General features: G+C 34.5%; 25 protein-coding genes and 1 other RNA gene. 8 read left to right on the forward strand and 18 right to left on the reverse strand.

Annotation, left to right across the window (positions count from 1 at the left end):
- Positions 1–49: 49 nt before the first annotated feature.
- From BLQ19_RS12665 to BLQ19_RS12695, 7 genes are read right to left on the reverse strand one after another with little or no spacing between them, the layout of a single operon-like run.
- Positions 50–598: a 1-acyl-sn-glycerol-3-phosphate acyltransferase gene (locus BLQ19_RS12665; protein ID WP_025614656.1), complete on the reverse strand. Its 549-nt coding sequence runs from the start codon at positions 596–598 to the stop codon at positions 50–52.
- A gap of 22 nt (positions 599–620) precedes the next feature.
- Positions 621–1,697, reverse strand: coding sequence for an iron-containing alcohol dehydrogenase family protein (locus BLQ19_RS12670; protein ID WP_024480138.1), 1,077 nt, complete (start codon positions 1,695–1,697; stop codon positions 621–623).
- Positions 1,698–1,703: 6 nt separating this feature from the next.
- A complete protein-coding gene (locus BLQ19_RS12675) occupies positions 1,704–2,327 on the reverse strand; it encodes a CatA-like O-acetyltransferase (protein WP_074538598.1) in 624 nt (207 codons plus the stop codon).
- Between the two features lie 2 nt (positions 2,328–2,329).
- Positions 2,330–3,031, reverse strand: coding sequence for an HAD family hydrolase (locus BLQ19_RS12680; protein ID WP_074538599.1), 702 nt, complete (start codon positions 3,029–3,031; stop codon positions 2,330–2,332).
- On the reverse strand, positions 3,022–3,750 hold the full coding sequence (kdsB, locus tag BLQ19_RS12685; RefSeq protein WP_034668590.1) for a 3-deoxy-manno-octulosonate cytidylyltransferase: 729 nt from the start codon (positions 3,748–3,750) through the stop codon (positions 3,022–3,024). Before kdsB ends, BLQ19_RS12680 begins: the two co-directional genes overlap by 10 nt.
- Positions 3,751–3,772: 22 nt before the next feature.
- The gene (locus tag BLQ19_RS12690; protein WP_024480134.1) at positions 3,773–4,339 is read right to left on the reverse strand and encodes a DUF4126 domain-containing protein; all 567 of its coding nucleotides are present in this window, start codon (positions 4,337–4,339) and stop codon (positions 3,773–3,775) included.
- A gap of 27 nt (positions 4,340–4,366) precedes the next feature.
- Positions 4,367–5,806 carry an ATP-dependent DNA helicase gene (locus BLQ19_RS12695; RefSeq protein ID WP_074538600.1) on the reverse strand — a complete coding sequence of 480 codons (1,440 nt, stop codon included), beginning with the start codon at positions 5,804–5,806 and terminating at the stop codon, positions 4,367–4,369.
- Between the two features lie 103 nt (positions 5,807–5,909).
- On the opposite strand from BLQ19_RS12695, the gene BLQ19_RS12700 reads away from it, so the two are divergent.
- The 4 genes from BLQ19_RS12700 (at position 5,910) to BLQ19_RS12715 (ending at position 8,570) form a co-directional block, all read left to right on the forward strand.
- Complete coding sequence (locus tag BLQ19_RS12700) at positions 5,910–6,560, forward strand: hypothetical protein (protein ID WP_024480132.1); 651 nt, start codon at positions 5,910–5,912, stop codon at positions 6,558–6,560.
- On the forward strand, positions 6,538–7,368 hold the full coding sequence (locus BLQ19_RS12705; protein ID WP_025614650.1) for a DUF3822 family protein: 831 nt from the start codon (positions 6,538–6,540) through the stop codon (positions 7,366–7,368). Before BLQ19_RS12700 ends, BLQ19_RS12705 begins: the two co-directional genes overlap by 23 nt.
- Positions 7,368–7,901, forward strand: coding sequence for an RsmD family RNA methyltransferase (locus BLQ19_RS12710; RefSeq protein ID WP_074538601.1), 534 nt, complete (start codon positions 7,368–7,370; stop codon positions 7,899–7,901). Before BLQ19_RS12705 ends, BLQ19_RS12710 begins: the two co-directional genes overlap by 1 nt.
- A 72-nt stretch (positions 7,902–7,973) precedes the next feature.
- The gene (locus BLQ19_RS12715) at positions 7,974–8,570 is read left to right on the forward strand and encodes an LURP-one-related family protein (protein WP_025614649.1); all 597 of its coding nucleotides are present in this window, start codon (positions 7,974–7,976) and stop codon (positions 8,568–8,570) included.
- On the opposite strand, the gene rnpB is transcribed toward BLQ19_RS12715, so the two are convergent.
- An RNA gene (gene rnpB / locus BLQ19_RS12720) (RNase P RNA component class A) lies at positions 8,568–8,889 on the reverse strand. The genes BLQ19_RS12715 and rnpB overlap by 3 nt on opposite strands.
- A 131-nt stretch (positions 8,890–9,020) precedes the next feature.
- Between rnpB and BLQ19_RS12725 the strand changes: the two genes are divergently transcribed.
- A complete protein-coding gene (locus BLQ19_RS12725; protein ID WP_074538602.1) occupies positions 9,021–10,874 on the forward strand; it encodes a DNA polymerase III subunit gamma/tau in 1,854 nt (617 codons plus the stop codon).
- Between the two features lie 70 nt (positions 10,875–10,944).
- Complete coding sequence (locus BLQ19_RS12730) at positions 10,945–11,526, forward strand: MiaE family protein (protein ID WP_074538603.1); 582 nt, start codon at positions 10,945–10,947, stop codon at positions 11,524–11,526.
- Here BLQ19_RS12730 and BLQ19_RS12735 read toward each other — a convergent pair.
- The 10 genes from BLQ19_RS12735 to rpsA all read right to left on the reverse strand — a co-directional run bounded on the left by BLQ19_RS12735 (position 11,523) and on the right by rpsA (position 20,973).
- Positions 11,523–12,422: a Ppx/GppA phosphatase family protein gene (locus BLQ19_RS12735; RefSeq protein ID WP_024480127.1), complete on the reverse strand. Its 900-nt coding sequence runs from the start codon at positions 12,420–12,422 to the stop codon at positions 11,523–11,525. The genes BLQ19_RS12730 and BLQ19_RS12735 overlap by 4 nt on opposite strands.
- A 13-nt stretch (positions 12,423–12,435) precedes the next feature.
- Positions 12,436–14,508 carry a polyphosphate kinase 1 gene (ppk1, locus tag BLQ19_RS12740; protein ID WP_074538604.1) on the reverse strand — a complete coding sequence of 691 codons (2,073 nt, stop codon included), beginning with the start codon at positions 14,506–14,508 and terminating at the stop codon, positions 12,436–12,438.
- Complete coding sequence (locus tag BLQ19_RS12745) at positions 14,505–14,993, reverse strand: SixA phosphatase family protein (RefSeq protein ID WP_074538605.1); 489 nt, start codon at positions 14,991–14,993, stop codon at positions 14,505–14,507. Before BLQ19_RS12745 ends, ppk1 begins: the two co-directional genes overlap by 4 nt.
- Positions 14,994–15,025: 32 nt before the next feature.
- On the reverse strand, positions 15,026–15,670 hold the full coding sequence (gene pdxH, locus BLQ19_RS12750; RefSeq protein ID WP_024480124.1) for a pyridoxamine 5'-phosphate oxidase: 645 nt from the start codon (positions 15,668–15,670) through the stop codon (positions 15,026–15,028).
- Between the two features lie 94 nt (positions 15,671–15,764).
- Complete coding sequence (locus BLQ19_RS12755) at positions 15,765–16,670, reverse strand: ribonuclease Z (protein ID WP_074538606.1); 906 nt, start codon at positions 16,668–16,670, stop codon at positions 15,765–15,767.
- Positions 16,671–16,687: 17 nt separating this feature from the next.
- The gene (locus BLQ19_RS12760) at positions 16,688–17,149 is read right to left on the reverse strand and encodes a DUF3291 domain-containing protein (RefSeq protein ID WP_029448652.1); all 462 of its coding nucleotides are present in this window, start codon (positions 17,147–17,149) and stop codon (positions 16,688–16,690) included.
- Positions 17,146–17,478, reverse strand: a complete 333-nt coding sequence (locus BLQ19_RS12765; RefSeq protein WP_074538607.1) for a ribonuclease Z — start codon at positions 17,476–17,478, stop codon at positions 17,146–17,148. Before BLQ19_RS12765 ends, BLQ19_RS12760 begins: the two co-directional genes overlap by 4 nt.
- Positions 17,479–17,484: 6 nt before the next feature.
- A complete protein-coding gene (locus BLQ19_RS12770) occupies positions 17,485–18,411 on the reverse strand; it encodes an aspartate carbamoyltransferase catalytic subunit (RefSeq protein ID WP_029445957.1) in 927 nt (308 codons plus the stop codon).
- Between the two features lie 30 nt (positions 18,412–18,441).
- Positions 18,442–18,987, reverse strand: a complete 546-nt coding sequence (pyrR, locus tag BLQ19_RS12775) for a bifunctional pyr operon transcriptional regulator/uracil phosphoribosyltransferase PyrR (RefSeq protein WP_024480120.1) — start codon at positions 18,985–18,987, stop codon at positions 18,442–18,444.
- A 165-nt stretch (positions 18,988–19,152) separates the two neighbouring features.
- Positions 19,153–20,973: a 30S ribosomal protein S1 gene (gene rpsA, locus BLQ19_RS12780; protein ID WP_074538608.1), complete on the reverse strand. Its 1,821-nt coding sequence runs from the start codon at positions 20,971–20,973 to the stop codon at positions 19,153–19,155.
- 281 nt (positions 20,974–21,254) lie between these two features.
- Between rpsA and BLQ19_RS12785 the strand changes: the two genes are divergently transcribed.
- Together BLQ19_RS12785 and BLQ19_RS12790 are read left to right on the forward strand one after the other, a co-directional pair.
- Positions 21,255–21,635 (forward strand): LysM peptidoglycan-binding domain-containing protein, encoded by a 381-nt coding sequence (locus tag BLQ19_RS12785; protein ID WP_024480118.1) that lies wholly within the window; start codon positions 21,255–21,257, stop codon positions 21,633–21,635.
- Positions 21,636–21,842: 207 nt separating this feature from the next.
- Complete coding sequence (locus BLQ19_RS12790; RefSeq protein ID WP_074538609.1) at positions 21,843–24,425, forward strand: right-handed parallel beta-helix repeat-containing protein; 2,583 nt, start codon at positions 21,843–21,845, stop codon at positions 24,423–24,425.
- The last annotated feature ends 3 nt before the right edge of the window (positions 24,426–24,428 follow it).

Below are 24,428 nucleotides of genomic sequence, written 5' to 3' on the forward strand. Positions count from 1 at the left end.
TCTACCTACGAGAAACTTATAAAGAGGGTTTTAAAAAAATGAAAAAAAATTAATCTACTGTAAAACTCTTCTTAGGAATTCTACCTAATACGCCCTTGAAAAATGATTTGTATAATTTGAAATCTGCCGCTTGGTCTTCTGTAGGATTATAAGCTTCAGAAATTCTAATTTGTTTTTTTCCATAATCAAAAGCTACCATTACCACGGGTACTTTAGCCGCTTTTGCTATAAAATAGAATCCTGTTTTCCATTCCGTAACTTTATTTCTGGTTCCTTCTGGGGATAAAGCCAATCTAAACTTTTCTTTACGGTTGAAAATATCTGCAATAGCAGAAACGGTATCACTATTTTTATTTCTAATGATGGGTGCCCCGCCAACTTTTTTTAAATACCACCCAATAGGACCTACAAACAGACTCTTCTTCCCTATAAAGTTTATTTCTTCCTTCCATATTCTTCGCACTAAAAGGCCTAAGAAAAAATCGGAATAACTGGTATGAGAAACTACAATCATAACACACTTTTTTACGTCAGGAAAATCCCCGATAAGTGTCCACCCCATTAGTTTAAAATAAATAAATTTCGCAATAGCATGCATCATAGGATGAATTTATTTTACGTTATATCTTTTTAAATAGTTGCAGTAAACGATCATAGGTCATTATTTCTTTCCAATTATCCCCTAGTGCATTTTCCCACAACGGCACTAAACCAAAAGATACTTGAATCATAATATCAAATTGTTCCTCTGATAAACCGGCACAAATACCGGTAGGTAATTTAATTTGATGTTTTTCTTGCATCTGCTTAAATACTTTCACACCTTCTGGATAAAATTCTTCTAGGTATTGAAAAACCAAACAATTACCAATACCATGTTTTACGCCCAACAAATAAGACAATCCGTAACTCATAGCATGAGCAATACCCACTTGAGAATAAGCAATACTCATACCCCCATGCCAAGAGGCCATCATTAACTTATCCCGAGATTCTTCTTTTGAAATATCACCTAGATATACCTCGTGACACAAGTCTAGCGCTTTCTCTCCATAACTTTGACTAAATGCATTTAAATAAGTACCGTTCAAAGACTCTATACAATGAATATAGCAATCCATACCCGTATAAAACCATTGTTCTTTCGGAACACCATGTGTTAATTTCGGATCTAGAAGTACTTGATCAAAAGGCGTATGATCAGAATTGATTCCCAGTTTTTTCTCTGGCCCCATGAGTACAGTAGTTCTTGAAACTTCTGCTCCAGTACCACTAATGGTTGGTATCCCTACATGATAAATAGCTGGTTTTTTAACAAGGTCCCAACCTTGGTATTCCGCTGCACTTCCTGGATTGGTAAGCATTATAGCTACAGCTTTAGCTACATCTAATAAGGTACCGCCACCAATACCTACGATCCCAGAAGGCATTTCTGTGAAACTCTCCTTAATTTTAGCTACGAGAACATCTACTTGCGCTGTTTTAGGCTCTTCCTCTGATGAAATAAATATAATTTGATCATTAAAAAGCAAGGGAACTTCTGTAATTAAAGGTTGCCCCTCAAACACATCGTCTATAAAAAATATAAAAGGTGCTTCTGAGCTCTTACGCTTTGGCATTAAAATTTCTCCTAATTGAAGAAAACTCCCATGACCAAAAACTACTCTGGGTACCATTGGAAAATTCCTGTATTTCATTCCCTATTATTTATATGAATTTAAATATTCTTGAAATTTATCAAAGAAAAGACTTAAATGATACCCATCTATTAAAGCATGATTAACACTTGCGGCTATCGTCATTTCAAACTTACTATTTGATGCTTCTGCTTTTCCGAAAGCAAATTTAGGAACAGATTCCTTTACCCCTTTAAGTGGCTCCTTATGACCCTGAATAGGAATCCAAGGCATTGAAGAGCAGTAAATACAATCTAAAGTATTCACTGGCGGAAACAATGAATCACTATTAAAGATCCGTTCTTTTTCTCTGTTTAAATTATTGATAAACGTCAAGAGCTCCTCACTAAACGGAACAAAAGAAAAGCCAAATGTTTTATTAGGTCTGAGAATTGTAGCTGAAGTATGAATGGTATCATAGACAGCTACCTTATCATCTTCAATTCTATATTTAAAATTCTCCACAGAATTTATCGCACGCATGCAAGCATGTAAATACACCGCAAAAAAAGACAAACTATATTCTTTAGCGTAAGCCTTTGCTATAGTTACATCTACTTTTGTTGTTACTGAGAAATATGGGTCTAAAAAAGAATTAAAAAAATGAAAATGCTCTTTTCTATCCCAAGTATCTAAATCTAAAAACTTCATAGTTACACAAGTTTCAGTAGCTCTTTAAGTCCGCTAATTGTTTGGTATTCTTTTCCATTTGTTTCATGATCTTCTACTTGTTCATGCTGCCAAGTTGTATGAAACGGAACGTGTATTGCTTTTGCTCCAATATTAATAAGCGGCAATACATCAGACTTAAGTGAGTTTCCTATCATTAAAAAGTCCTTTACATCTATTTCTAAATGATCTAAAAGATTCTGGTAGTTAGATTCTTTTTTATCACTTAAAACTTCTACATGATGAAAGTAATCAGACAAATTAGAACGGTCTAATTTACGTTCTTGATCCAACAAATCTCCTTTAGTCAGGACAATTAAACGATACTTTTTTGATAACTGTTTTAGTACTTCCTCTACATCTGGCAACAATTCTACAGGTTGAGAAATCATCTCTTTTCCTATATCTAAAATTTTATGTAAGGTTTGATGCTGCACTTTATTATTTGATAATTCTAAGGCAGATTCTATCATAGAAAGTACAAAACCTTTGATACCATACCCATACAATTCGAGGTTTTTAATCTCCATTTTAAAAAGATCCTGATCTATAGTATTCTTAGTTTCGTAGCCTTCCAAAAGACTAGCAAATTTCTCTTCTGCTTCTCTAAAGTAGGTCTCATTCACCCAAAGGGTATCATCTGCATCAAAACCAATAACTTTTATTTCATCGTACTTTACTTCCATGCTTTTATTGCTCTTTCCAAATCTTCTGGAGTGTCTATTTCTATTCCTGAAACAGTAGTTTCTACCATTTTTAATTTTTTACCATACTCTAAATACCGGATAGCTTCAATTTTCTCAGTAGCTTCTAGAGCTAACATTGGCAAGCGTTGAAAATCCATTAAAGCTCTTTTTCTAAAGGCATATATTCCTTTATGCTTATAGTATACGCTCCCCACCTCTTTTGCTCTAGGATAAGGTATTGGAGAACGCGAAAAATACAAGGCAAAGTTCTTATTATCTACAATAACCTTTACCGTATTTGGATTACTAATTTCTTCCCAATCCGTAATTTTCACCATTAAGGAAGCTAAATCTATTTCTTTAGTAGGATCATTATCAAAAACGTCTAGCACACTTGCAAGACTTTCTTTTTCAGTAAAAGGCTCATCACCTTGTACATTTACGATAATATCAACATCCATAGCTTCTACAGCCTCTGCGATACGGTCACTACCACATTCGTGCTCTTTGACACTCATCATAGCTTTTCCACCAGCTTCTACAATAACATTAAAAATTACGTCGCTATCCGTAACTACAAAAACATCATCAAACAAATTGGTATTAACAGCAGCTTCGTAAGTTCTTAATATTACAGGCTTACCCTGTAAATCCTGCATTAATTTAGCAGGAAAACGAGATGCCGCGTAACGCGCAGGTATCATTGCAATTCTTTTCATGTTTTCAGTATAAGATTTGTAATTAAGCTCTTCTAGGTCTAATTTTTCTATAAATCCAGAAAATAACAGCTAAGATAATCACAACTAATACACCTGCAATTATTGGAGCAAATATTGATGCTGTGGTGACCACCATTGCAGTACCCGTTTCTACCGTAGATACAATAGGATTCGCTAATCCGCCTGTCGTTGAAGTAGAAGCCAGTCTTGTTGTTGCTGATGCTCCCTTTATTGCGGTTGCAGTACCACCACCAGCTATAATAGCTAATGACCATGTAACAACAGGATCTAAATTTGCAACCGTAGATACCATTACCGCAGTACCTGCAATTGCCGCTAAAGGTACCGCTGCACTATCTAAAAGGTTATCTACCCAAGGAATGAAGTAGGCAAATATTTCTACTAATGTAGCAACACCTAGCGCCACAACCGCCGCCAAACTCCCTATCCATTGCCAACTATCATTTAGTTCCCAAAGGTTAAAATAAGAAGCTAAGCTTAGTGCAAATAAAGGTAAGAAAACTCTAAACCCTACAGAAGCTGCAAGCCCTATCCCTAAAAAAATACTCAGTATTGTTTCGGTTGTCATGATGCGAAATTAGGAATCTAAATTAATCTATTCTGAATCAAGAAAAAAATCCTTCTTAAATCCTATTAAATACAACTTGTTTTTTGCCCTTGTTACTGCGGTATACAGCCAGCGCATATTCTCCTTATCCATACCGTTTGGCATGTACGGTTGTTCTACAAATACCGTATCCCACTGCCCTCCTTGAGATTTATGACAAGTAATGGCATAAGAGAATTTTACTTGTAAGGCATTAAAAAATGGATTATTCTTTACCGCTAAAAACTTTTTATATTTTGAAGTTTCGTTTTCATAATCTAAAAGTACTTCTTGGTATAGCCTGTTCCCATCTTCATAAGGCAATGAAGGTGCTTCTGCAGTAATAGTATCTAAAAGTAGCACGGTATCAAAAGGTTTCTGATTAGGATAATCAACCATTTTCACACTCACTTCTGCAAATTTAAACGAATATAGCTCCTTGATAGAGTAAATTTCTAAAACTTCAATAATATCACCATTCGCAATAAAACCAGCCTCAGACTCTGGTTTCAACCAAAAGTAATTGTTCTTGACTACCATCATATAATCACCCACAGATATTTCATTCTCTAGGTATAAAATGCGATGCCTAATATTTTCATTATAAAGATTTGCACGTTTATTAGATCGAACAATAAAAGCTGTTTCCTCTTTACCATTCTGAGAATAAGAATCTTCTATAGCCTCTAAAATTTCGTTGCCTTCTATAAGTCGAACGATATCCTTAAAAGGAGCTACATCAAATTTGAAATCATCATAGAATTCACTTTGCAATTGTTCCCGCAAATTAGTGGCATTATAGAGAATACCAGAATCTCCTGCTTGCCTTACTACTTGGTCTAATTCTAAAACAGAAACTTCCTTATTGTAATTTAAACCTAATTTTCCAGCGTCTAAAGCCGGACTAATATCTAAGCGCACCGGAGGCAACTGTGCCGTATCTCCTATTAAAATAAGTTTACAGCCATGACCAGAATACACAAATTGCATAAGATCATCTAACAAAGAACCATTCTCAAACAACTTAGAATCTGCTGGTGCATCTGGAATCATTGAAGCTTCATCTACAATAAAAATGGTATTTCTATGCTTATTTGGTGCTAAAACAAACTTGACACCTCCTCCTCGTTCTTTTTTGGGGAAATATATTTTTCGGTGAATTGTTAATGCTGATGTCTTTGAATAATTAGACATTACCTTGGCAGCCCTACCTGTTGGCGCCATCATAACCGTTTTCATATTGGTATTCCACAGGTTGGTAACTATGGTACCTATTATAGTAGTTTTACCAGTTCCCGCAAAGCCTTTTAATAAGTAAACCGTGTCTTTCTCTTTCGATAAGACAAAGTCTGCTAAATCTTTTAGAGCATGACTTTGAGCATGTGTAGGATCGTGAGGAAATTTTTCTTTTAAAATTTTATAAAAAGAAGCAGAATCTATAGCTTTCATATATGCTCAAAGATAATGATGATTTTTAAGCACAAATACTTTTGTGATTAAAAAAAAATTGTAGATTTGTCATAACCACTTAAATTAATTAACACGAAAAAAAATGAAGATCGTTTTACAAATTATACTTTGGATTGCATGTATTGGGTTTGGGTATTTGATTTATAGTTCAGTTAATGCTCCAATTGAGTTTGCTAATGTGAAAGAAGAGCGTTTCCAAAAAGTAATTAATACTTTAAAAGATATTAGAAACTCTCAAGAAGCGTACAAAAGCTCTAAAGGGGAATACGCAAAGGATTTCAATTCATTAATTAATTTTGTTGAAAATGGAAAATATACCATTACACAACAAAGAGATACTTCATTTTTAGAATTTAATGAGCAATTTGGTATTGACATGCTTGTTGAAAAGAAAATTATTGACACTTTAGGTTTTGTTTCTGTAAAAGATTCTTTATTCAAAAAAGATACTCGTTACAAAACAATGATGAATGTTCCTGAAGCTCCAAATGGTGAAAAATTTACTATGGATGCTAAGAAGATTGACAAAAGTGGATTTAGTGCGGCAGTATTTGAAGCTAAAGTTGCTAAAGAAGTTGTTCTATACGATCAGCCAAAAGATTTAGTTGCTAGAGAAAAAACATACGTGAACGTTGAAGAAGTTAACGGTCCTGATATTAGAGTAGGATCACTTGAAGAGGTAAGTACCAACGGTAACTGGCCACCGATATATGACAAAAAAGAAAGAAATTAATACTACCAACTCTGAATTGAGTTATAAAAAATTGTCCATTCAGATTAGTTTGAATGGACTTTCTTTTTGTGTCTTAGATTCAGTTGAGAATAGCATTATAAAGCAGGAACATATTTCCTTTAAAGAAGAGGTAATTCCTTTTCAACTTTTAAAGAATTTAAAAGAAACTCTTGAAAAGTTTGAAATTACTAAAATGTCTTTTTCGAACATTACGGTAATACACAGAAACCCTCTTTTTACCTTAGTACCAAAGGCGCTTTTTGATCCAGAAGAGTTACCAAATTACCTTAAGTTTAACGCTAAAATCTTAGCGAACGACCAAATCGCTTACGATGAAATTAAGAATTATGACATTGTAAACATCTATGTACCTTTTACAAACGTCAACAATTACATCTATGAACTCTTTGGTGAGTTTGAATATAAACATAGTGGAACCATCCTAATTGAAAGTTTACTTAACAATTTCACAGCAGGAAAAGAACCAATTTGCTACGCACACATTACAGAACAACAAGTAGATATCACTGTAATTGCAAATAAAAATTTAGTATTCTATAATAGTTTTATATTTGAAACTAAAGAAGATTTCATATACTATATTTTATTTACTATTGAACAACTAAAACTTGATACTGAAACCATCAAACTGAGGTTATTTGGCAGTATTGAAGAAGGAGACGAACTCTACAACCTTATCTTTACGTATGTTAGAAATGTTGATGTATTTATACCATCAAGTCTTTCGCAACACCTCAATGATAAGGATAAAAAAACAATTGATTTCACTACACTAAGCGCTTTTTAATGCGAATAATATCAGGAAAACACCGAGGAAGAAGATTAACAGCACCATCAAAACTACCCGTTAGACCAACAACGGATATGGCTAAAGAAGGTTTGTTCAATATCTTAAATAACGATTATTATTTACCAGATATTTCTGTTTTAGATTTATTTTCAGGAACAGGAAATATTGCTTTTGAGTTTGGCTCTAGAGGATGTACAACAATTACAGCCGTAGACGCTGATCAAGGTTGTGTGAAATTTATAACCGAAACTACAGAAAAGCTAGAATTACCGATTTCTACGATCAAAAGCGATGTGTTTAATTACCTAGAAAAAACAACATCGAAGCATCATATTATTTTTGCAGACCCTCCTTACGATCTTGCCATTGAAGATTTTGAAAAAATTCCTGAATTGGTATTTTCGAGAGAACTTCTTTTAGAAGACGGGTTGTTGATTGTAGAACACTCCAAACATACCGATTTATCTAAGCTAGCCCAATTTAGCAAGCAAAGAAAATATGGCGGTAGTGTATTTAGCTTTTTTGAGTAAATTTCAGCGCACGCATACCATTTATAGGATAGTGCCGTTTGCTACTCATATATAATCGACAAAAATCAACCGATGAAAAACCTAAGTTTTCCAATTAAATTCGTTTTTAATGTTTCCTCTTTTGCAAATGATTTTACTGCTACCGATGCCTCAGGACAGACCGTAGCTTATGTAAAACAAAAAATGTTTAAGCTTAAGGAAGATATTTCCATCTTTGAAAATGAAAGTAAAACCAAATTAAATTTCAAAATTAAAGCTGATAAATGGATTGATTTCTCTACAGCGTATAGCTTTACAGATGCGGAAGGTCAAGAATTAGGAAAAATCGCGAGAAAAGGTTGGGCTTCTATCTGGAAGGCTAAATATGAATTAATAGACCAAAATAAAAACTTACAATACCATATTCGTGAAGAAAATGCTTGGGTCAAAGTATTTGACAGCATGCTTGGTGAAATACCAGTTCTTGGAATGTTCACAGGCTACTTATTTAACCCTTCCTATATTGTAACGGACTTAGAAGGTAAGAACGTCACCCGTTTAAAAAAAGAAGCCTCTTTTTTTGGTAGAAAATTTGAAGTTTCAAAATTAACAGATATTGATGTGGATGACGAACAACGTATCACATTAGGATTAATGATGATGATTCTTCTTGAAAGAAGAAGAGGATAAAAAAGCAGGCCGTAAGCCGGATTCTGTGACCCTTGATTTACATCAAGGGTTTCTTATCATTTATCTAGACCTTTAGTTACCCAAAGGCTCTAACCGCCTACCCTTCAGCACGAGCGTGCCGCCCTTAAAGCTGATATACATGACGTTTCACCGTATAGAGTTTACCTGGTTTCACTACAGCATTACCTGTACATACTTTCTGTTGCACTTGTCCTCCTCTAGTAAACTAGAGTGACGGGCATTACCCGCTATACTGCACTATGGTGTCCGGACTTTCCTCGTTTTGCACAAAGCAACCCGCGATAAGATGACCTGCTGCCGGCAAAGGTAATTTAATTGTTGATAAATTAACTGCTAATAAACTATAAATAGCACTTATTCTGCTAAGCTATTTTTATATTTGTAATTACTGTGCTAAACAGTATCATAATTTTTAAAAAGCAATACGTATTGGAACCTTTTGTAGTATCGGCAAGAAAATATAGACCCCAAACATTTAAAGATGTCGTGGGGCAACAAGCGATTACCAATACGCTTTTAAATGCCATTGAAAATAATCATTTAGCGCAAGCTTTATTATTTTGCGGTCCTAGAGGAGTAGGAAAAACTACCTGCGCCCGTATTTTAGCTAAAAAAATTAACGAAGATGGTGAGCAACATCCCGATGAAGACTATGCATTCAACATTTTTGAGTTAGATGCCGCATCTAACAACTCGGTAGATGACATTCGTAGTTTAACAGATCAGGTTCGTATACCACCACAAGTAGGAAAATATAAAGTCTATATTATAGATGAGGTTCACATGCTTTCACAATCTGCATTTAATGCTTTTTTGAAAACATTAGAAGAGCCACCAAAGCACGCAATTTTCATATTAGCAACTACTGAAAAGCATAAAATAATTCCTACTATCTTATCGCGTTGTCAAATTTTTGATTTCAAAAGAATAACGGTTAAAGATGCTGCAGAATACCTAAAGTATATCGCAGAGAATCAAGGAATTGAAGCTGAAGATGATGCTTTACACATCATTGCCCAAAAAGCAGATGGCGCTATGCGAGATGCTTTATCCATTTTTGATAGAGTCGTTAGTTTTGCCGGCAAAAAATTAACCCGTAAGGCCGTTACAGAAAATTTAAATGTTCTAGATTACGATACGTATTTTGGAGCTACAGATTTAATATTAGAACACGATATACCCGGCTTATTAGTACAGTTTAATGATACCCTTGCAAAAGGATTTGATGGTCATCATTTTATCACAGGACTAGCATCACACTTTAGAGATCTTATGGTATGCCAACATCCATCTACGATAGCGTTGTTAGAAGTTGGTGACGAAGCCAAGAGATTATACCTAGAACAATCCAAAAAGACTTCTAGCAGCTTTCTAATGAAAGCCATAGATATAGCTAATGATTGTGACATTAAGTATAAGTCCAGTAAAAATCAGCGGCTCCTAGTAGAACTATCCCTCATGAAATTATCCTCTATCGATTACGATGGAGAAAAAAAAAATCCTAATTCCGTAACAAGCGAAGACTATATTATTCCAGCTTCTTTTTTTAAAAGTGAACACTTTAAAAAAAGAACAACAAATTCTACTAAAGCAAATCATGACACCTTAGTCACCACCAACGAATTACCAAAAATAGTTGATGAAAAGATTGATGCTACCGCACCTATTTCAAATACCCCCGAAGGAACGACAGCAGTAGACCATGCCGAAACATATATTCCTCAAGAAAACTTATCTGAGCAAAAAGTAGAAGAAGCTACACCTGATAGTTTCGAAGAAGAAAAAAAGCCTGTAGCAAAATTATCTATCAACACGCCAAAAAACAGAGTTTCCGGACTATCCTTATCTAGCTTGCGTGTAAAGAAAGAACATCAGCTGAATCGGAAAGAAACGGTTATTGACGAAAGCAAACTCCCGAGATCTCCTTTCTCTGAGGAAGATATGCAAAAACATTGGGCAGATTTTGTTCATAAAATTGATATTGACGGCCGTAAAATATTAGCATCTAACCTTAATAGCGATACTCCCAAACTAAGAGATAATTTCACTATTTGGATTGAACTCCCAAATAGCACTATGAAAAAAGAAATTGAACGGGAGCAGTTTGATTTGATGGAATATTTACGCTTAAAACTAAACAACCACTTTGTTAAATTACAAATTACCATAAACGAAACTACCTCTACCAAATTTGCCTTTACTCCCGAAGAGAAATATGAAAAACTGAGAGCCAAAAACCCTGCAATAGATCTATTAAGACGTGAGTTTGATTTGGATTTATAATGATTGATACCATAAAAAAGATATTTTAATTGGTAGGTCACCCTACTATTAGTGCTTAATATTAAAAAAAATGCTAGGATTAAAATTACCAACAGATCCAAGATGGGTTAATATTGTTGAAAAGAATATAGATGAGATATTAACAGATCATGCGTATTGCGAGCAGAAAGCAGCCGCTACCGCCATATCTTTAATTGTATCTTTTCCTGAATACACGGAACTTGTACAAGAAATGATAGCTTTAGTTCGTGAAGAAATGGGGCATTTTAAAATGGTTCATGATCGCATTATCGCAAGAGGTCAAATTCTTGGACGTGATCGAAAGGATGAATACGTAGTGCAATTATTGAAATTTTTCCCAAAAGGTGGCAGTAGAACTACACAGTTAGTACATAGACTTCTCTATGCAGGACTTATTGAAGCTAGAAGCTGTGAAAGATTCCGTTTACTATCTGAAGAATTAGAAGATAAGGAGTTAGCTGATTTCTACCACAAGTTAATGATTAGCGAAGCAGGCCATTATACCATGTTTTTAAAATTCGCTAGGCAATACGGTGACCGCAATGAGGTAAGTCAAAAATGGGAAGACCTTTTAGTATACGAAGCCAACATTATGAAAGACTTTAGCAAAAGCGGCAGTATTCACGGCTAAGGTTTCTTTGCATTAGTATCGTAATAAAGCGTTTTTATAATACCGTCAGATAATCCTATTTTAGGAACATGAATTTTCTTCGCACCGCTCCACTTTGCAGCAGATAAAAAGATCTTAGTTGCCGGTATAATAACATCTGCCCTATCCGGGTTTAAACCAAGTTCAGAAATACGCTCGTCATACGTAAGGCTCTCTAAAAAGCTGTACTGCGCTTTTAACCAAATTGATGATAAAGGCTCCCCCTCTTTACGTCCAGAAATTTTATGCAATTTATTGATATTACCTCCTGAACCAATAATAGAAACATCTGGAATATTCCGAACATGTTCTTTGATCCAATCTTCTAATTTTTTCCAAGTTGCTTCGCCTACCATATTATTTAGCAAACGCACTGTTCCTAACTTAAAAGATTTAGAAACCAATATCTTTCCCTGTGTAAACACTGTAAACTCGGTACTCCCTCCTCCTACATCAATATACAAATAAGACTTATCCTTTTGCATTAGTTGCTTAAGATCTGTAGAAGCAATGATCGCAGCCTCACGTTTCCCGTCTATTAACTCAATTGTAATATCTGCTTCGTCTTTAACACGTTTAATAATCTCTAAACCGTTATTTGCTTCGCGCATCGCAGAAGTAGCACAAGCCATATATTGTTCTACCCCAGCAACATCCATTAACAACTTAAAAGCCTTCATCGTATTGACAATACGGTCTGCATTACGATCTGTAATTTCTCCTACCGTAAAAGAATCTTCTCCTAAACGCACAGGAACCCGAACTAAAGCACTCTTGCGAAAAAGAGTGGTCTTATTTTTCTCCTCTATAATGTTATGTGTCAACAATCGGATAGCGTTTGAACCAATATCTATTGCTGCAAATTTCCTTACTTTCAATATTTCTAGTATTTTAAGATTCTAATTTTGCTTTGTAATAATCATATAGCGCAAATTGAGAACGGACTTCTGGACCTTTTATTTTTTTGTATGCATTATCTTGTTTCTGAGAAAAAACACGTGCTTTTAAATTATCACTCCATGAAATCTCAAAGGTATCTATCAGCTCCTGCTTAATATCTTTATCATAAATAGGACAACCCACCTCTACTCTATAGTCTAAGTTTCTAGTCATCCAATCTGCTGAAGTAATAAATATTTTAGGATCCCCATTATTCCCAAAAATAAACGATCTAGGGTGCTCCAAAAATTTATCTACCACACTAATGGCTTCAATATTTTCACTCATACCTTTTACGCCAGGAATTAAGCAACAAATACCACGAACAATTAATTGAATTTTAACCCCTGCATTACTAGCTTCATATAATTTATCTACCATCTTATACGAAGTAAAGCTATTCATCTTTATTTTGATGTACGCCTCCTTTCCTGCTTTTGCATTTGCAATTTCAGTATCAATCAGTTTTTTGAAAAGATTTTTCGTATAATGTGGAGAAACAATTAAATGCTTGTATTTATTAATCTTGTAGGTGGTCTCAAAGAAATCAAACACCTTATTCAACTCTTTTAAAATATCCTCATTAGCAGTAAACAAAGTATAATCTGTATAGATACGCGCTGTAGCTTCGTTAAAATTACCAGTACTTATAAAACCATATCGTTTTATAACATCATTCTCCTCGCGCTCTATTAAACAAATTTTACTGTGCACCTTTAATCCCGGTACTCCAAATATTAATTTAACGCCTTCAGCTTGTAACTGCTCTGCATACTCAATATTGGCCTGTTCATCAAAACGTGCTTGAAGTTCTATTTGAACCGTAACTTGTTTTCCATTTTTAACTGCATTTATTAAGGATGCCGCTACCTGAGAATTATTTGCAAGGCGATACACTGTAATCTTAATGGTTTTTACTTTTGGATCTAAAGCTGCCTCCCGCAAAAACTTAATGATATATGAAAAAGTATGATAAGGAGTGTATTGTAAAAAGTCTTTCGTTGCAATGGGCTCAAACAAACTGCCTTCCATATTTAAACCTTTAACAGGTAATGGCGTAATTTTATCATACAAAAGATCTTGTCTTCCTAAACTAGGGAAGCCCATATAATCTCTACGGTTATGATACCTTCCACCAGGAATAACACTATCTGTATCCTCAATATTCATTTTCTCTTTTAGAAAATTAAGGGTGTCTTTTGCGATACTTTTATCGTACACAAAACGAACAGGGTCACTCGTTTTCCGATGCTCTACACTGCTCGATATTTTTTCGATAAAACTCTTACTCAAGTCGTTATCCATATCTAACTCTGCATCACGAGTAATTTTTATCATGTGAGCAGAAATAGACTTGTATTCAAACATGTTGAAGATACTTCCTAAGCAATAGCGAATCAGGTCATCTAAGATTATAATATAATCTTTACCATCTTCTTTTGGCAAAACAACAAAACGATCTATTCCCTTAGGAATCTCAATTAAAGCATACCTATTTTCAGAATTTTTAAGATCTGTTTCTGGTTTTAACACCATTTTTATGGCCAAATAGGCTGCAGTATCCTTCAAAACAGGAAACTCTCTTAAGTCATTTAAAATGATGGTCATTAAAACAGGACTCACCTGATTGGCAAAATATGTTTTTATAAACTCAGACTGCTTAGGGGTTATTTCCTTTTCATTTATAATGTAAATGTCTTCTGCTTCTAATTCTTTTTCAATTTCACCCAGAATCTTTAAACTTTCTGTTTGCTGTTTGATAACGATGTTTGTTATCTGCTCTAATAAATCTTTCGCTATCTCACCACCCAAAACACTTTTACCTGTTTTACCAGCCTCGACAATACGTTTAACCGTAGCATAACGTACCTTAAAAAATTCATCTAAGTTGTTAGAAAAAATACCTAAAAAGCGCAACCTTTCAATTAAAGGCACCTTCTTATCCGCGGTTTCTTGCAACACACGTTTATTAAATTGCAACCAGCTAATTTCGCGATTAATATATTGATTCTTACTCTTTATCATTTTTTAAGATATTTTGGTACTAAAGTTCTTTCTGTTTTTCCTTTTGTAATGGTTTTCCAGTGTTCTACATCAAAACTAAGCTGAACAAAACCAGCAGTGGGCACATTATCAATAAACTGGCTCCCTAATGAATTTGCAATTTCGGTAAAGGCGTGATTATGACCAAAAATAAAAACACTATTGAGGTCATTATTTAATTCTTTTATAAATTGGAGCACGGATTCTCCTGAAAAATCATATAAATCATTCGAAATTTGAAATTTATGTAAAGAGAAATCCAATTCTTTTAAAGCAATTATAGCAGTATGCAAAGCCCTATTTGCTGGACTAGAAAACGCAGCATCTATAGGCAACTGTAATTTACTAAGCGTTTCGCCAACAATGTGGGCATCTTGGATACCACGCTCTTTTAAAGGTCGGTCTCTATCTGAAACAGCATATTCCCATGTAGATTTGCCGTGACGCATTAAATAAATAGTCTTCAATAGTTTTATTTTAGTTGAATTAGGGGTACTAATTATGGCGCTAGTCTATCTATTTTCCAATCGATATTCTCTAAGGAAAACCTGATACGATCATGCAATCTATTAGGTCTACCTTGCCAGAACTCCATAGAGATAGGCTTTACGATATATCCGCCCCAATTCTTAGGACGTAAAATTTCTTTAGTTTCGTATTCTTTTTCTAATTCTTTAAGCCTCCCTTCCAATACCTCTCTAGAAGCGATTACGGTGCTCTGTTCTGAAACTATAGCCCCAAGCTTACTACCATCTGGACGCGATTCAAAATACCCATCTGATAAATTTTCAGGAATTTTCTCTGCCACACCTTTTATAATAATTTGACGCTCCATAAAAGGCCAGAAAAAAGAAACACAAACTTTTGAATTATTTGCTATAGCTCTACCTTTTTCACTATCATAATTGGTATAAAAAATAAACCCTTCATGAGTGTATTTTTTTAGTAGTACAACCCTACTCTTAGGAAAACCATCTAAACCAATAGTAGAAACTGTCATCGCATTTGGTTCTTCTACCCCTTCTGATGCTTCTGTCTCATAGAACCATTTTTGAAAAAGTTCCATCGGGTTATCCGAAATACGTTCTTCTGTGAGTTCGCTTTTTTCGTATGTTTTTCTGTAGCCTCCTAAATCTTTTTGCATCTAATTTTCCCTAATATGTACACTTACAAAGTTCTGAAAAAGATACTAAAAGATGAAGATTACTGAGTTTAATTATTTAAAAATATTCTATGCTTTAAAAGTTAAAAACCTTGCCATCATCTGCGAGAGAAACGGCATCGAAAATTTCAGAAGCTTCTTCTTTAAATAAGTCTATTGATTTGTAGCGCGTAGAATAATGCCCTAGTATCAATTGCCCTACATTTGCTTGTTTAGCAATAGAAGCAGCCTCTTTTGCCGTTGAATGCTTTGTTTTGGGCGCAAGTTCTGCCTGTGTTTCCAAAAAAGTAGCTTCATGATACAACACATCTACGTTTTTAATTAAAGGAACAATATCTGGTTTGTAGGCCGTATCACTACAAAAAGCATAACTTTTTGGTTTTGGCGGATCAAAAGTTAACTCATCATTAGGTATCACCCTACCATCATCTAAAGTGATGTCACGGCCATTTTTAATATTTTGAAAATAACAGGTTTCAATTTGGTACCGTTGTGCTGCTTCAACATCTAAAGTTCTAGCGGCTAATTTTTCCTCAAATAAAAATCCGTTAGTATATACCCTATGACTTAGCGGAATAGTTTTAACCGTTACTTTATCATCCTCATAGATTAATTCAGATTCCTTAGAAGTTAATTCATGAAAAATAAGTTTATAATTAGTCCATGAATTTCCCAATCTCAGCAATAAATTTATAGCTTCTTCAATTCCTTTAGGTCCATAAATATGCATTTCTGAATCCCTTCCCAGCAATCTAAACGTAGAAACTAAACCCGGCAGACCAAAAAAATGATCTCCATGAAGGTGTGAGATGAAAATATGATTAATTTTCGAGAATCTAATTTTATGTTTTCTTAGCTGCACTTGCGTGCCCTCTCCACAATCTATTAGAAACATGTGGTTTTTTATTTCAAGAACCTGAGACGTAGGGTTCGTCATTGTTCTAGGAGTAGCTGCATAACAACCAAGTATTGTTAATTTCATAAAAAAATTATCTTGTTTTACGCCATAAAGTTTTCTGCATCTTCTGCCGTAAATTTACTTTTAAATGTAAAAGCATAGGGAGTTTCTCCATGCTTTTGAAGATAAGCCAAGCGCTTCTTAGCCTCTTCTACTGTTGGTCGATGATTTTCTTGTACATACCAAAATGCCATATGCATGGCTGTCATCTTATGGAACCATTCTTTTTTCCTTTTGAATATTTCAACATGCTCTGATGCATAGGTAAATTGATAAAGGGCCTCCATATGTTTCCAAACAGACATGTTAACTAGAATAAACGTATCCTCAAAAACCTGAATAGACGTTGCATTATCTTCATTCGCTACTAAACGCCAAATAAAACCAGAACTAGCTTCTGCCAAAGTATTTATCCGATCTAAGTTGTTTGCGAAATCTTCCATAATAGGACTATCGATTTCCGCAACCATCTTAGCTATATTTACCTGAGCAAGGTAGCTCATATACCCAAATCTCTTTCTATCTCTTCCATTTCAATAATATCTTTCGCCTCTTGAATACTAGGCGCGACCGAAATATGATCAGGAACATCCTCATAAGAAACCGCATCTGTAACCAATACAAATGATTTATTTGCTTTCTTATGCGTATTAGAAATATCTAAAAATTCTAAAATATCATTCTTAGTAATTTTAGAGAACGAGAAAAGATTAATGATAATATGATCATTTTTTATATTCTCATAGCCTTTAGAAAGGTTCTCTAAAAATATGTTTAAGGTTGGATTTTCTTGATAAACAATCGTTGTATTTTCATCTTTGTCAAAAATCATAACTAACTATTTTATTTTTGAAGCTAATAAATAAATCACTGCCATGCGAATGGCCACCCCATTTTCTACTTGATTTAAAATAATAGATTGCTTAGAATCTGCCACATCACTAGTAATTTCCACTCCGCGATTTATGGGACCTGGGTGCATAATTACGATTTCCTTATCTAAACTTTGAAGTAGTTTCTTATTTACACCGTACTGTTGTGTGTATTCTCTTGTGGTAGGAAAATAGCTAATATCTAAACGCTCATTCTGTATTCGCAGCATGTTTGCAACGTCACACCATTCTAAAGCTTTCTTTAAGTTTGTTTCCACACCTACCCCTAAAGATTCTATATACTTAGGCAGCAATGTTTTAGGGCCACAGACTTTTACATTTGCACCTTGTAATTTTAAAGCAAAAATGTTAGACAATGCTACTCTTGAATGCAAAATATCTCCAACAATCACCACGTTCTTACCAGCTACATCTCCTAACTTTTCTCGGATAGAATAAGAATCTAATAATGCCTGGGTAGGATGCTCATGCGCCCCATCTCCCGCATTTACGATAGATGCTTTTACGTGCTTGGATAAGAATATACCGGCTCCAGGATTAGGGTGACGCATCACCACCATATCTACTTTCATTGCCAAAATATTGTTTACGGTATCTATTAAGGTCTCCCCTTTTTTAACAGAAGATTGCCCTGCCGAAAAGTTAATCACATCTGCAGACAAACGTTTTTCTGCTAGCTCAAAAGAAAGTTTTGTTCGGGTACTATTTTCAAAAAAGACATTGGCTATGGTAATATCACGTAAAGATGGTACTTTTTTAATAGACCTATTAATTACCTCTTTAAAATGATCTGCAGTTTCAAAAATAAGCTGAATATCTTGTTCTTTAAGATATTTAATTCCTAATAAGTGATTTACACTCAACTCGCTCATATGCTTATTTTTGCTATTCTATATTAAATTTTATGCCGTAGTATTAATTAAATAGACTGCATCTTCGCCTTCATTCTCTTTCCACTTAACCTTTACTTTCTCATTATTTATAGCATCAACTTGTCTGCCTCTATAATTAGGTTGTATAGGCAAATGACGGCTAAACCTTCGATCAATTAGTGCTAACAGCTCTACATCTAAAGGTCTACCAAAAGACTGCAAGGCAGTTAAAGCGGCATTTATACTTCTTCCCGTATACAATACATCATCAATAAGCACTACATTTTTATCTTCTATAAGAAAATTAATTTTAGTTTTATTAGCTTCTAAAGTTTTGTCTCCTCTACGGAAATCGTCCCGATAAAAAGTAATATCTAAAAATCCTAAATTTATATTTTTAACGCCGTAATCGTTTTGAAGAATATCGGTAAGTCGCTGTGCTAGGAATATGCCTCGAGGTTGAATACCTATAAGTACTGTATTTTCAAAATCTAAATGATTCTCTAAAAGCTGACAAGCCAAGCGATGCAGGATAATATTTATCTCTTTTGAAGAAAGCAATACTTTTTGACTCATGCTAAAAATTCTGTGAATACAAAAGTATCAAATTATCTTTTAAAATAGGAATCAAACTAGATAATCATTTTACGCAAATTTGAGAATTCATCATAAAAAAAGCCCGAACAAATGTCCGGGCTCTTTTAAACCTACTTGAGCAGGTTAAGATTATGATAGAAAAGACTATTTAGTCTTACCTTCCATTTTATCTTTTAACGCTTGTAACGCTTCATTAGCATCTCCTAAAGTAGGTTTTGCTTCATCAGCTTGAGCAGCAGCTTTCTTAACAGCAGCTTTTACATTACGTTGTTCTTCAGCTTTGAATATAGCAGTATGACTTGCTACAACTCTCTTGAATTCTTTGTTGAACTCAATGATTTTGAATTCAGCAGTATCACCTTTACCTAATTTAGAACCATCTTCTTTTTCTAAATGACGTGTTGGTACAAATGCTTGAATATCTTCATTGAAATCAATAGTTGCTCCTTTATCAACAACCTCACCGATAGTACCAGTATGCGTTGTATCTAAAGCAAATTCAGTTTCATATTTATCCCAAGGATTATCAGTAGTTTGTTTATGACCTAAAGATAATTTACGTCCTTCAACATCTAACTCTAATACTTCAACTTCTAATTTGTCACCTACAGTTACAAATTCTGATGGATGCTTAATTTTCTTAGTCCAAGATAAATCAGAGATATAGATTAAACCATCAATACCTTCTTCTAGCTCTACGAATACACCAAAGTTTGTAAAGTTTCTTACAATTCCAGTATGTTTAGAAGCTACAGGATATTTAGTTGTAATGTCAGTCCATGGGTCTGGCGTCATTTGCTTGATACCAAGAGACATCTTACGATCATCACGATCCATAGTTAAAACTACCGCTTCAACCTCATCACCAACTTTTACGAAATCTTGAGCAGAACGTAAGTGCGTTGACCATGACATTTCAGAAACGTGAATTAATCCTTCAACACCTTCAGCAACTTCGATAAATGCACCGTAATCAGCAATAACGACTACTTTACCTTTAACTTTGTCACCAATCTTAATTTCATCAGATAAAGCTTCCCAAGGATGCTTCTCTAATTGCTTAAGACCTAATTGGATTCTTGATTTGTTATCATCAAAATCAAGGATTACAACATTTAATTTCTGATCTAACTCAACAACCTCATTCGGGTGGTTAATTCTAGACCAAGAAAGGTCAGTAATGTGAACTAAACCATCAACACCACCTAAATCAATAAACACACCATAAGAAGTAATGTTTTTAACAACCCCTTCTAATACTTGTCCTTTTTCTAGTTGACCAATGATTTCTTTTTTCTGTTCTTCGATATCAGCTTCAATAAGTGCTTTATGAGAAACAACAACGTTTTTAAACTCGTGGTTGATTTTCACTACTTTGAATTCCATAGTTTTACCTACGTACTGATCGTAATCTCTAATTGGCTTCACATCAATTTGAGAACCTGGTAAGAATGCTTCGATTCCGAAAACATCTACAATCATACCACCTTTAGTTCTACACTTAACAAAACCATTAACGATTTCTTCTTTATCGTGAGCAGCATTAACTCTATCCCAAGCCATGATAGTTCTGGCTTTTCTATGAGATAATACTAATTGACCACTTTTGTCTTCACGAATGTCAATAAGAACCTCAACTTTATCACCAACTTTTAAATCTGGATTGTAACGAAATTCGTTCAGTGAAATAACACCTTCTGATTTTGCGTTTATGTCGATAATAGCTTCACGATCTGTAAGATAAACTACAGTACCTTGAACTACTTCTTCATCCATTGTATCTACAAAGTTTTCAGCAACTAGTTGCTCAAACTCTTGAAGTTTGGCATCATCAACTTGCTCAATACCTTGCTCGTACTTTGTCCAGTTAAAATTTTCTAAAAATTCTTGAGGGTCTTGTACAGGTGCCTGTACTTTTGCTTCAACAGCTTCTGCTGCTTCAGCTTGTTTTTTGTCTTCAGCCATTTGCTGATTAATAATTTGTATTCTGCAGTACTTAATAAGAGTTAAAACTTATACTACAAAAGTATTATACATTGTTTTGTTTAAACGTCCCTTTCTCCTCTTAATATTACTAGTTTAAAAAAGGTGTGCAAAAGTAAGCATTTTTTTAAAAATACACAAGCTAATCTGCTGACATAAAATTCAATACCACAAAGCCTTATTTTTAGGACACTTTTTTTAATCGTATTTATACTATTTTTTGTATTTTTAAGTTATTAAATTAACTATTAAAATAAATAAACATGAGCGTAAAAGCTAAATACCAAGGCGTTTTAAATCTTGGAGAAGAATTAGGAATTAAAAATGGTGACGTATCTGAAGAAGGTGGCGTTTTAAAAATAAAAGGTGAAGCAAACACACCTTATGAGAAAAACCTTATTTGGGATAAAATAAAGGAAGTAGGTGGCGAAAATGCTTCTGACGTAAAAGCTAACATTACTGTTGCTGACGAATCTGTATATCACAGACATACTGTAAAAGGTGGAGAATCTTTAAGCAAGATTGCGAAGCAATATTATGGCGATCCTATGAAGTACACTAAAATATTTGAAGCAAACACTGGCGTTTTAAAAAGCCCAGATGTTATTCATCCAGACCAAGTATTAGTTATTCCTAACCCATAATACAGGAACATATTTCAAATTTAAAAGGCGCTCTATGAGCGCCTTTTTTTGTGCCTTTAAAAATATTCAATTACCCATTATTTTTTAATGTTTCTTCATATCATGTAATCATGATGGAACACTCACTTAACCCATTTGTTATAAAATGTAAACCATACCATTTATGGTCTTTTCTTAAAAAAGGTTTTCTTTGAGGAAAAACCACCTATGAATATTAAAAGACTACCTCTACTCTTATTCCTTTTATTCAGCCATTCATTAATTGTCGCCCAAACATTATATGTTGCTACAGATGGCAATGACACTAATGATGGATCAATAGCGAATCCGTATAAAACGTTTAGCAAAGCTATAACTGAAATGTCTGCCGGCGATGTCTGCATTATCCGAGGAGGTATTTATGAAGAAGAACTTACTATTAACAAGAGTGGTACAGCTGGCAGCTATTTAACTTTCAAGGCTGCCGAGGGCGAAAATGTACAGATAAAAGCTACCTCCTATATTAATGGATGGCAACCACATAGTGGATCTATATTTAAAACGATTGTTGACATTCCTATTGAAAGTAGATTTCGGGCAATATACCATAACGACGAATATATGGATTTAGCGCGCTGGCCGAACAATACTGACAACAATCGATGGACCATAAACAGTACCCCTGTAATAGATGGTGATGGGACGCATTTTATGGTAGACAACCTACCTAATATTGATTGGACAGGCGGCTTAGTTTACTACTTAGGAGCACACTCCGGAACTAGCTGGACAAGGTCAATTACGTCCAATACGGCAGCAAGAATAAATTATACCGGTGTAGATATCACAAAATGGCCTTTTACCCCCCATAATCCAACGGTTTGGCGCGACAACCCAGGAAACAATCGCGGTCAATTATATGTATTTAACAAGCTTGAAGCTTTAGATTATGCACGAGAGTGGTATTATGAAGAAACAACAAAAACATTATATTTTCAAACTGCCGATGGATCTATTCCAGAAGATAACACGGTAGCTTATGCGAGAAATAAATATACCGCTCAACTATATGGAAATTATATTAAGCTCGAAGGATTAAACTTTTTTGGAGGAAGTCTAAAAATACACAACAATGCAGATAATAACCAAGTCATCAATTGTCAAATTATTCATGGGAGTGAAGGTCATGACTCTTTAACAAATACCTCTGCACAAGCCGGTGAAGCTGCCATAGAGGTGCTTGGAGACAATACAGTTATTTCAGGCTGCATAATAGATCATAGCGCTGTAAGCGGAATACTGATAGCAGGATGGGCTGCTTCTAATGGAATTATCGAGAAAAATAAAATAAGTAATATCGATTATATAGGTATTCATGCCTCACCAATTAGAACAAGTGCATCGAATATGAAAATACTAAAAAATACTATTTTCAATACCGGAAGAGACGGCATGTATGTTAATGGTCTTAATTCTGAGGTTGCCTATAACGATGTTTCAGCTTCACAAAAAATAAATAGTGATTCTGGTATTTTTTACACTGTTGGTAATGCAGATTTAAAAAACATTGAAATTCACCACAACTGGTTTCATGATGCTACAGCACCCGCTTACTCTCACCCTACAGGAAGTCCTGGCAAAGCAGCAGGAATTTATCTAGACAACAACAGCAAAGGATACACTGTACATCATAATGTCGTCTGGAATATTTCATGGAGCGGTTATCAAGTTAATTGGAATAATACCAATTTAGATTTTTACCATAACACCATTTGGAACGCTGAACGCGCAATGGATTCTTGGGTTAATGGGTATACTCAAGAAAATAATAAAATTTACAATAACTATTCTAATATTGGAGATTGGTTTAGTAAAACCGCATCTGATTTTGATATTCAAGACAATCTAATAAATTCCATTTCCCCTTTTGAAGATGCTGATGCTTCGAATTTTATGCCAATAACTGGAAGCGCGGTCGTAGATAAGGCTCAAATTATAGCAGAATTCTCAAAACCATATAAGGGTGTAGCACCCGATATTGGCGCTTATGAGTTAGGTGGCACTCGATGGACTGCCGGAATCAATGCTGTTGAAGACACTGGAGAAGGTATTTCCTGGTCTGTTTTAAAAACACAATTCCTAATTACTACTTCATCAGAAACTTGTCCAAATCAACACAATGGGAAATTACATATAGAGGCCGATTTTTCTGAAAATTACACCCTAAATTTCAATGGAAGCGATACTACGTTCACAAAAGACACCCTTTTTGAAAATCTTGATCCCGGCACTTATGATTTTTGTATTTCTATCATCGGGAATACAGAAAGTCAATGCTTTAGTATAGAAATAAAAGAAGCTAATGAAATAACCGGAAAATCGGTAGTTTCTCTAAATAAATTATCGGTAAAAATAGAAAAAGGAACTGCTCCCTTCCATATCATCGTAAACGAGAAGTTACTTTTTCAAACCAATGAAAATTCATTTGATGTAGCGGTTAGCCATGGTGATATTGTAAAAGTAACATCAAGCGCTCAATGTGAAGGAACATTAAGCAAATCGATTGAAATACTAGAAGATATAGTTGCCTACCCGAATCCAACAAGCGGAATTTTTCAAATTTCAGTTCCGAAAAACGAACACCAGATTACTATTGATTTATACCATATAAATTCTCAGTTAGTATCCTCTAAACCATATCTAGTAACGAATGGAAAAGTAAATTTAAACTTAGTAGGTGAGCCTTCTGGAGTATACATCGTTAAAATTAATGGTAAAAACCCTAGCGCTATTCAAATACTAAAAAACTAAAAT

The organism is Cellulophaga baltica, assembly GCF_900102165.1.
Lineage (GTDB): Bacteria > Bacteroidota > Bacteroidia > Flavobacteriales > Flavobacteriaceae > Cellulophaga > Cellulophaga baltica.

Coding starts and splice junctions, on each gene's coding strand:
- pyrR (WP_024480120.1), bottom strand. CDS start 18,987: ATGAGTCAAAAAGTATTGCTTTCTTCAAAAGAGATAAATATTATCCTG.
- BLQ19_RS12705 (WP_025614650.1), top strand. CDS start 6,538: ATGACAAAAAAGAAAGAAATTAATACTACCAACTCTGAATTGAGTTAT.
- BLQ19_RS12700 (WP_024480132.1), top strand. CDS start 5,910: ATGAAGATCGTTTTACAAATTATACTTTGGATTGCATGTATTGGGTTT.
- rpsA (WP_074538608.1), bottom strand. CDS start 20,973: ATGGCTGAAGACAAAAAACAAGCTGAAGCAGCAGAAGCTGTTGAAGCA.
- BLQ19_RS12790 (WP_074538609.1), top strand. CDS start 21,843: ATGAATATTAAAAGACTACCTCTACTCTTATTCCTTTTATTCAGCCAT.
- kdsB (WP_034668590.1), bottom strand. CDS start 3,750: ATGAAAAGAATTGCAATGATACCTGCGCGTTACGCGGCATCTCGTTTT.
- BLQ19_RS12715 (WP_025614649.1), top strand. CDS start 7,974: ATGAAAAACCTAAGTTTTCCAATTAAATTCGTTTTTAATGTTTCCTCT.
- BLQ19_RS12770 (WP_029445957.1), bottom strand. CDS start 18,411: ATGAGCGAGTTGAGTGTAAATCACTTATTAGGAATTAAATATCTTAAA.
- BLQ19_RS12765 (WP_074538607.1), bottom strand. CDS start 17,478: ATGATTTTTGACAAAGATGAAAATACAACGATTGTTTATCAAGAAAAT.
- BLQ19_RS12760 (WP_029448652.1), bottom strand. CDS start 17,149: ATGAGCTACCTTGCTCAGGTAAATATAGCTAAGATGGTTGCGGAAATC.
- BLQ19_RS12695 (WP_074538600.1), bottom strand. CDS start 5,806: ATGAAAGCTATAGATTCTGCTTCTTTTTATAAAATTTTAAAAGAAAAA.
- BLQ19_RS12680 (WP_074538599.1), bottom strand. CDS start 3,031: ATGGAAGTAAAGTACGATGAAATAAAAGTTATTGGTTTTGATGCAGAT.
- BLQ19_RS12665 (WP_025614656.1), bottom strand. CDS start 598: ATGCATGCTATTGCGAAATTTATTTATTTTAAACTAATGGGGTGGACA.
- BLQ19_RS12730 (WP_074538603.1), top strand. CDS start 10,945: ATGCTAGGATTAAAATTACCAACAGATCCAAGATGGGTTAATATTGTT.
- BLQ19_RS12690 (WP_024480134.1), bottom strand. CDS start 4,339: ATGACAACCGAAACAATACTGAGTATTTTTTTAGGGATAGGGCTTGCA.
- ppk1 (WP_074538604.1), bottom strand. CDS start 14,508: ATGATAAAGAGTAAGAATCAATATATTAATCGCGAAATTAGCTGGTTG.
- pdxH (WP_024480124.1), bottom strand. CDS start 15,670: ATGCAAAAAGATTTAGGAGGCTACAGAAAAACATACGAAAAAAGCGAA.
- BLQ19_RS12675 (WP_074538598.1), bottom strand. CDS start 2,327: ATGAAGTTTTTAGATTTAGATACTTGGGATAGAAAAGAGCATTTTCAT.
- BLQ19_RS12710 (WP_074538601.1), top strand. CDS start 7,368: ATGCGAATAATATCAGGAAAACACCGAGGAAGAAGATTAACAGCACCA.
- BLQ19_RS12755 (WP_074538606.1), bottom strand. CDS start 16,670: ATGAAATTAACAATACTTGGTTGTTATGCAGCTACTCCTAGAACAATG.
- BLQ19_RS12670 (WP_024480138.1), bottom strand. CDS start 1,697: ATGAAATACAGGAATTTTCCAATGGTACCCAGAGTAGTTTTTGGTCAT.
- BLQ19_RS12785 (WP_024480118.1), top strand. CDS start 21,255: ATGAGCGTAAAAGCTAAATACCAAGGCGTTTTAAATCTTGGAGAAGAA.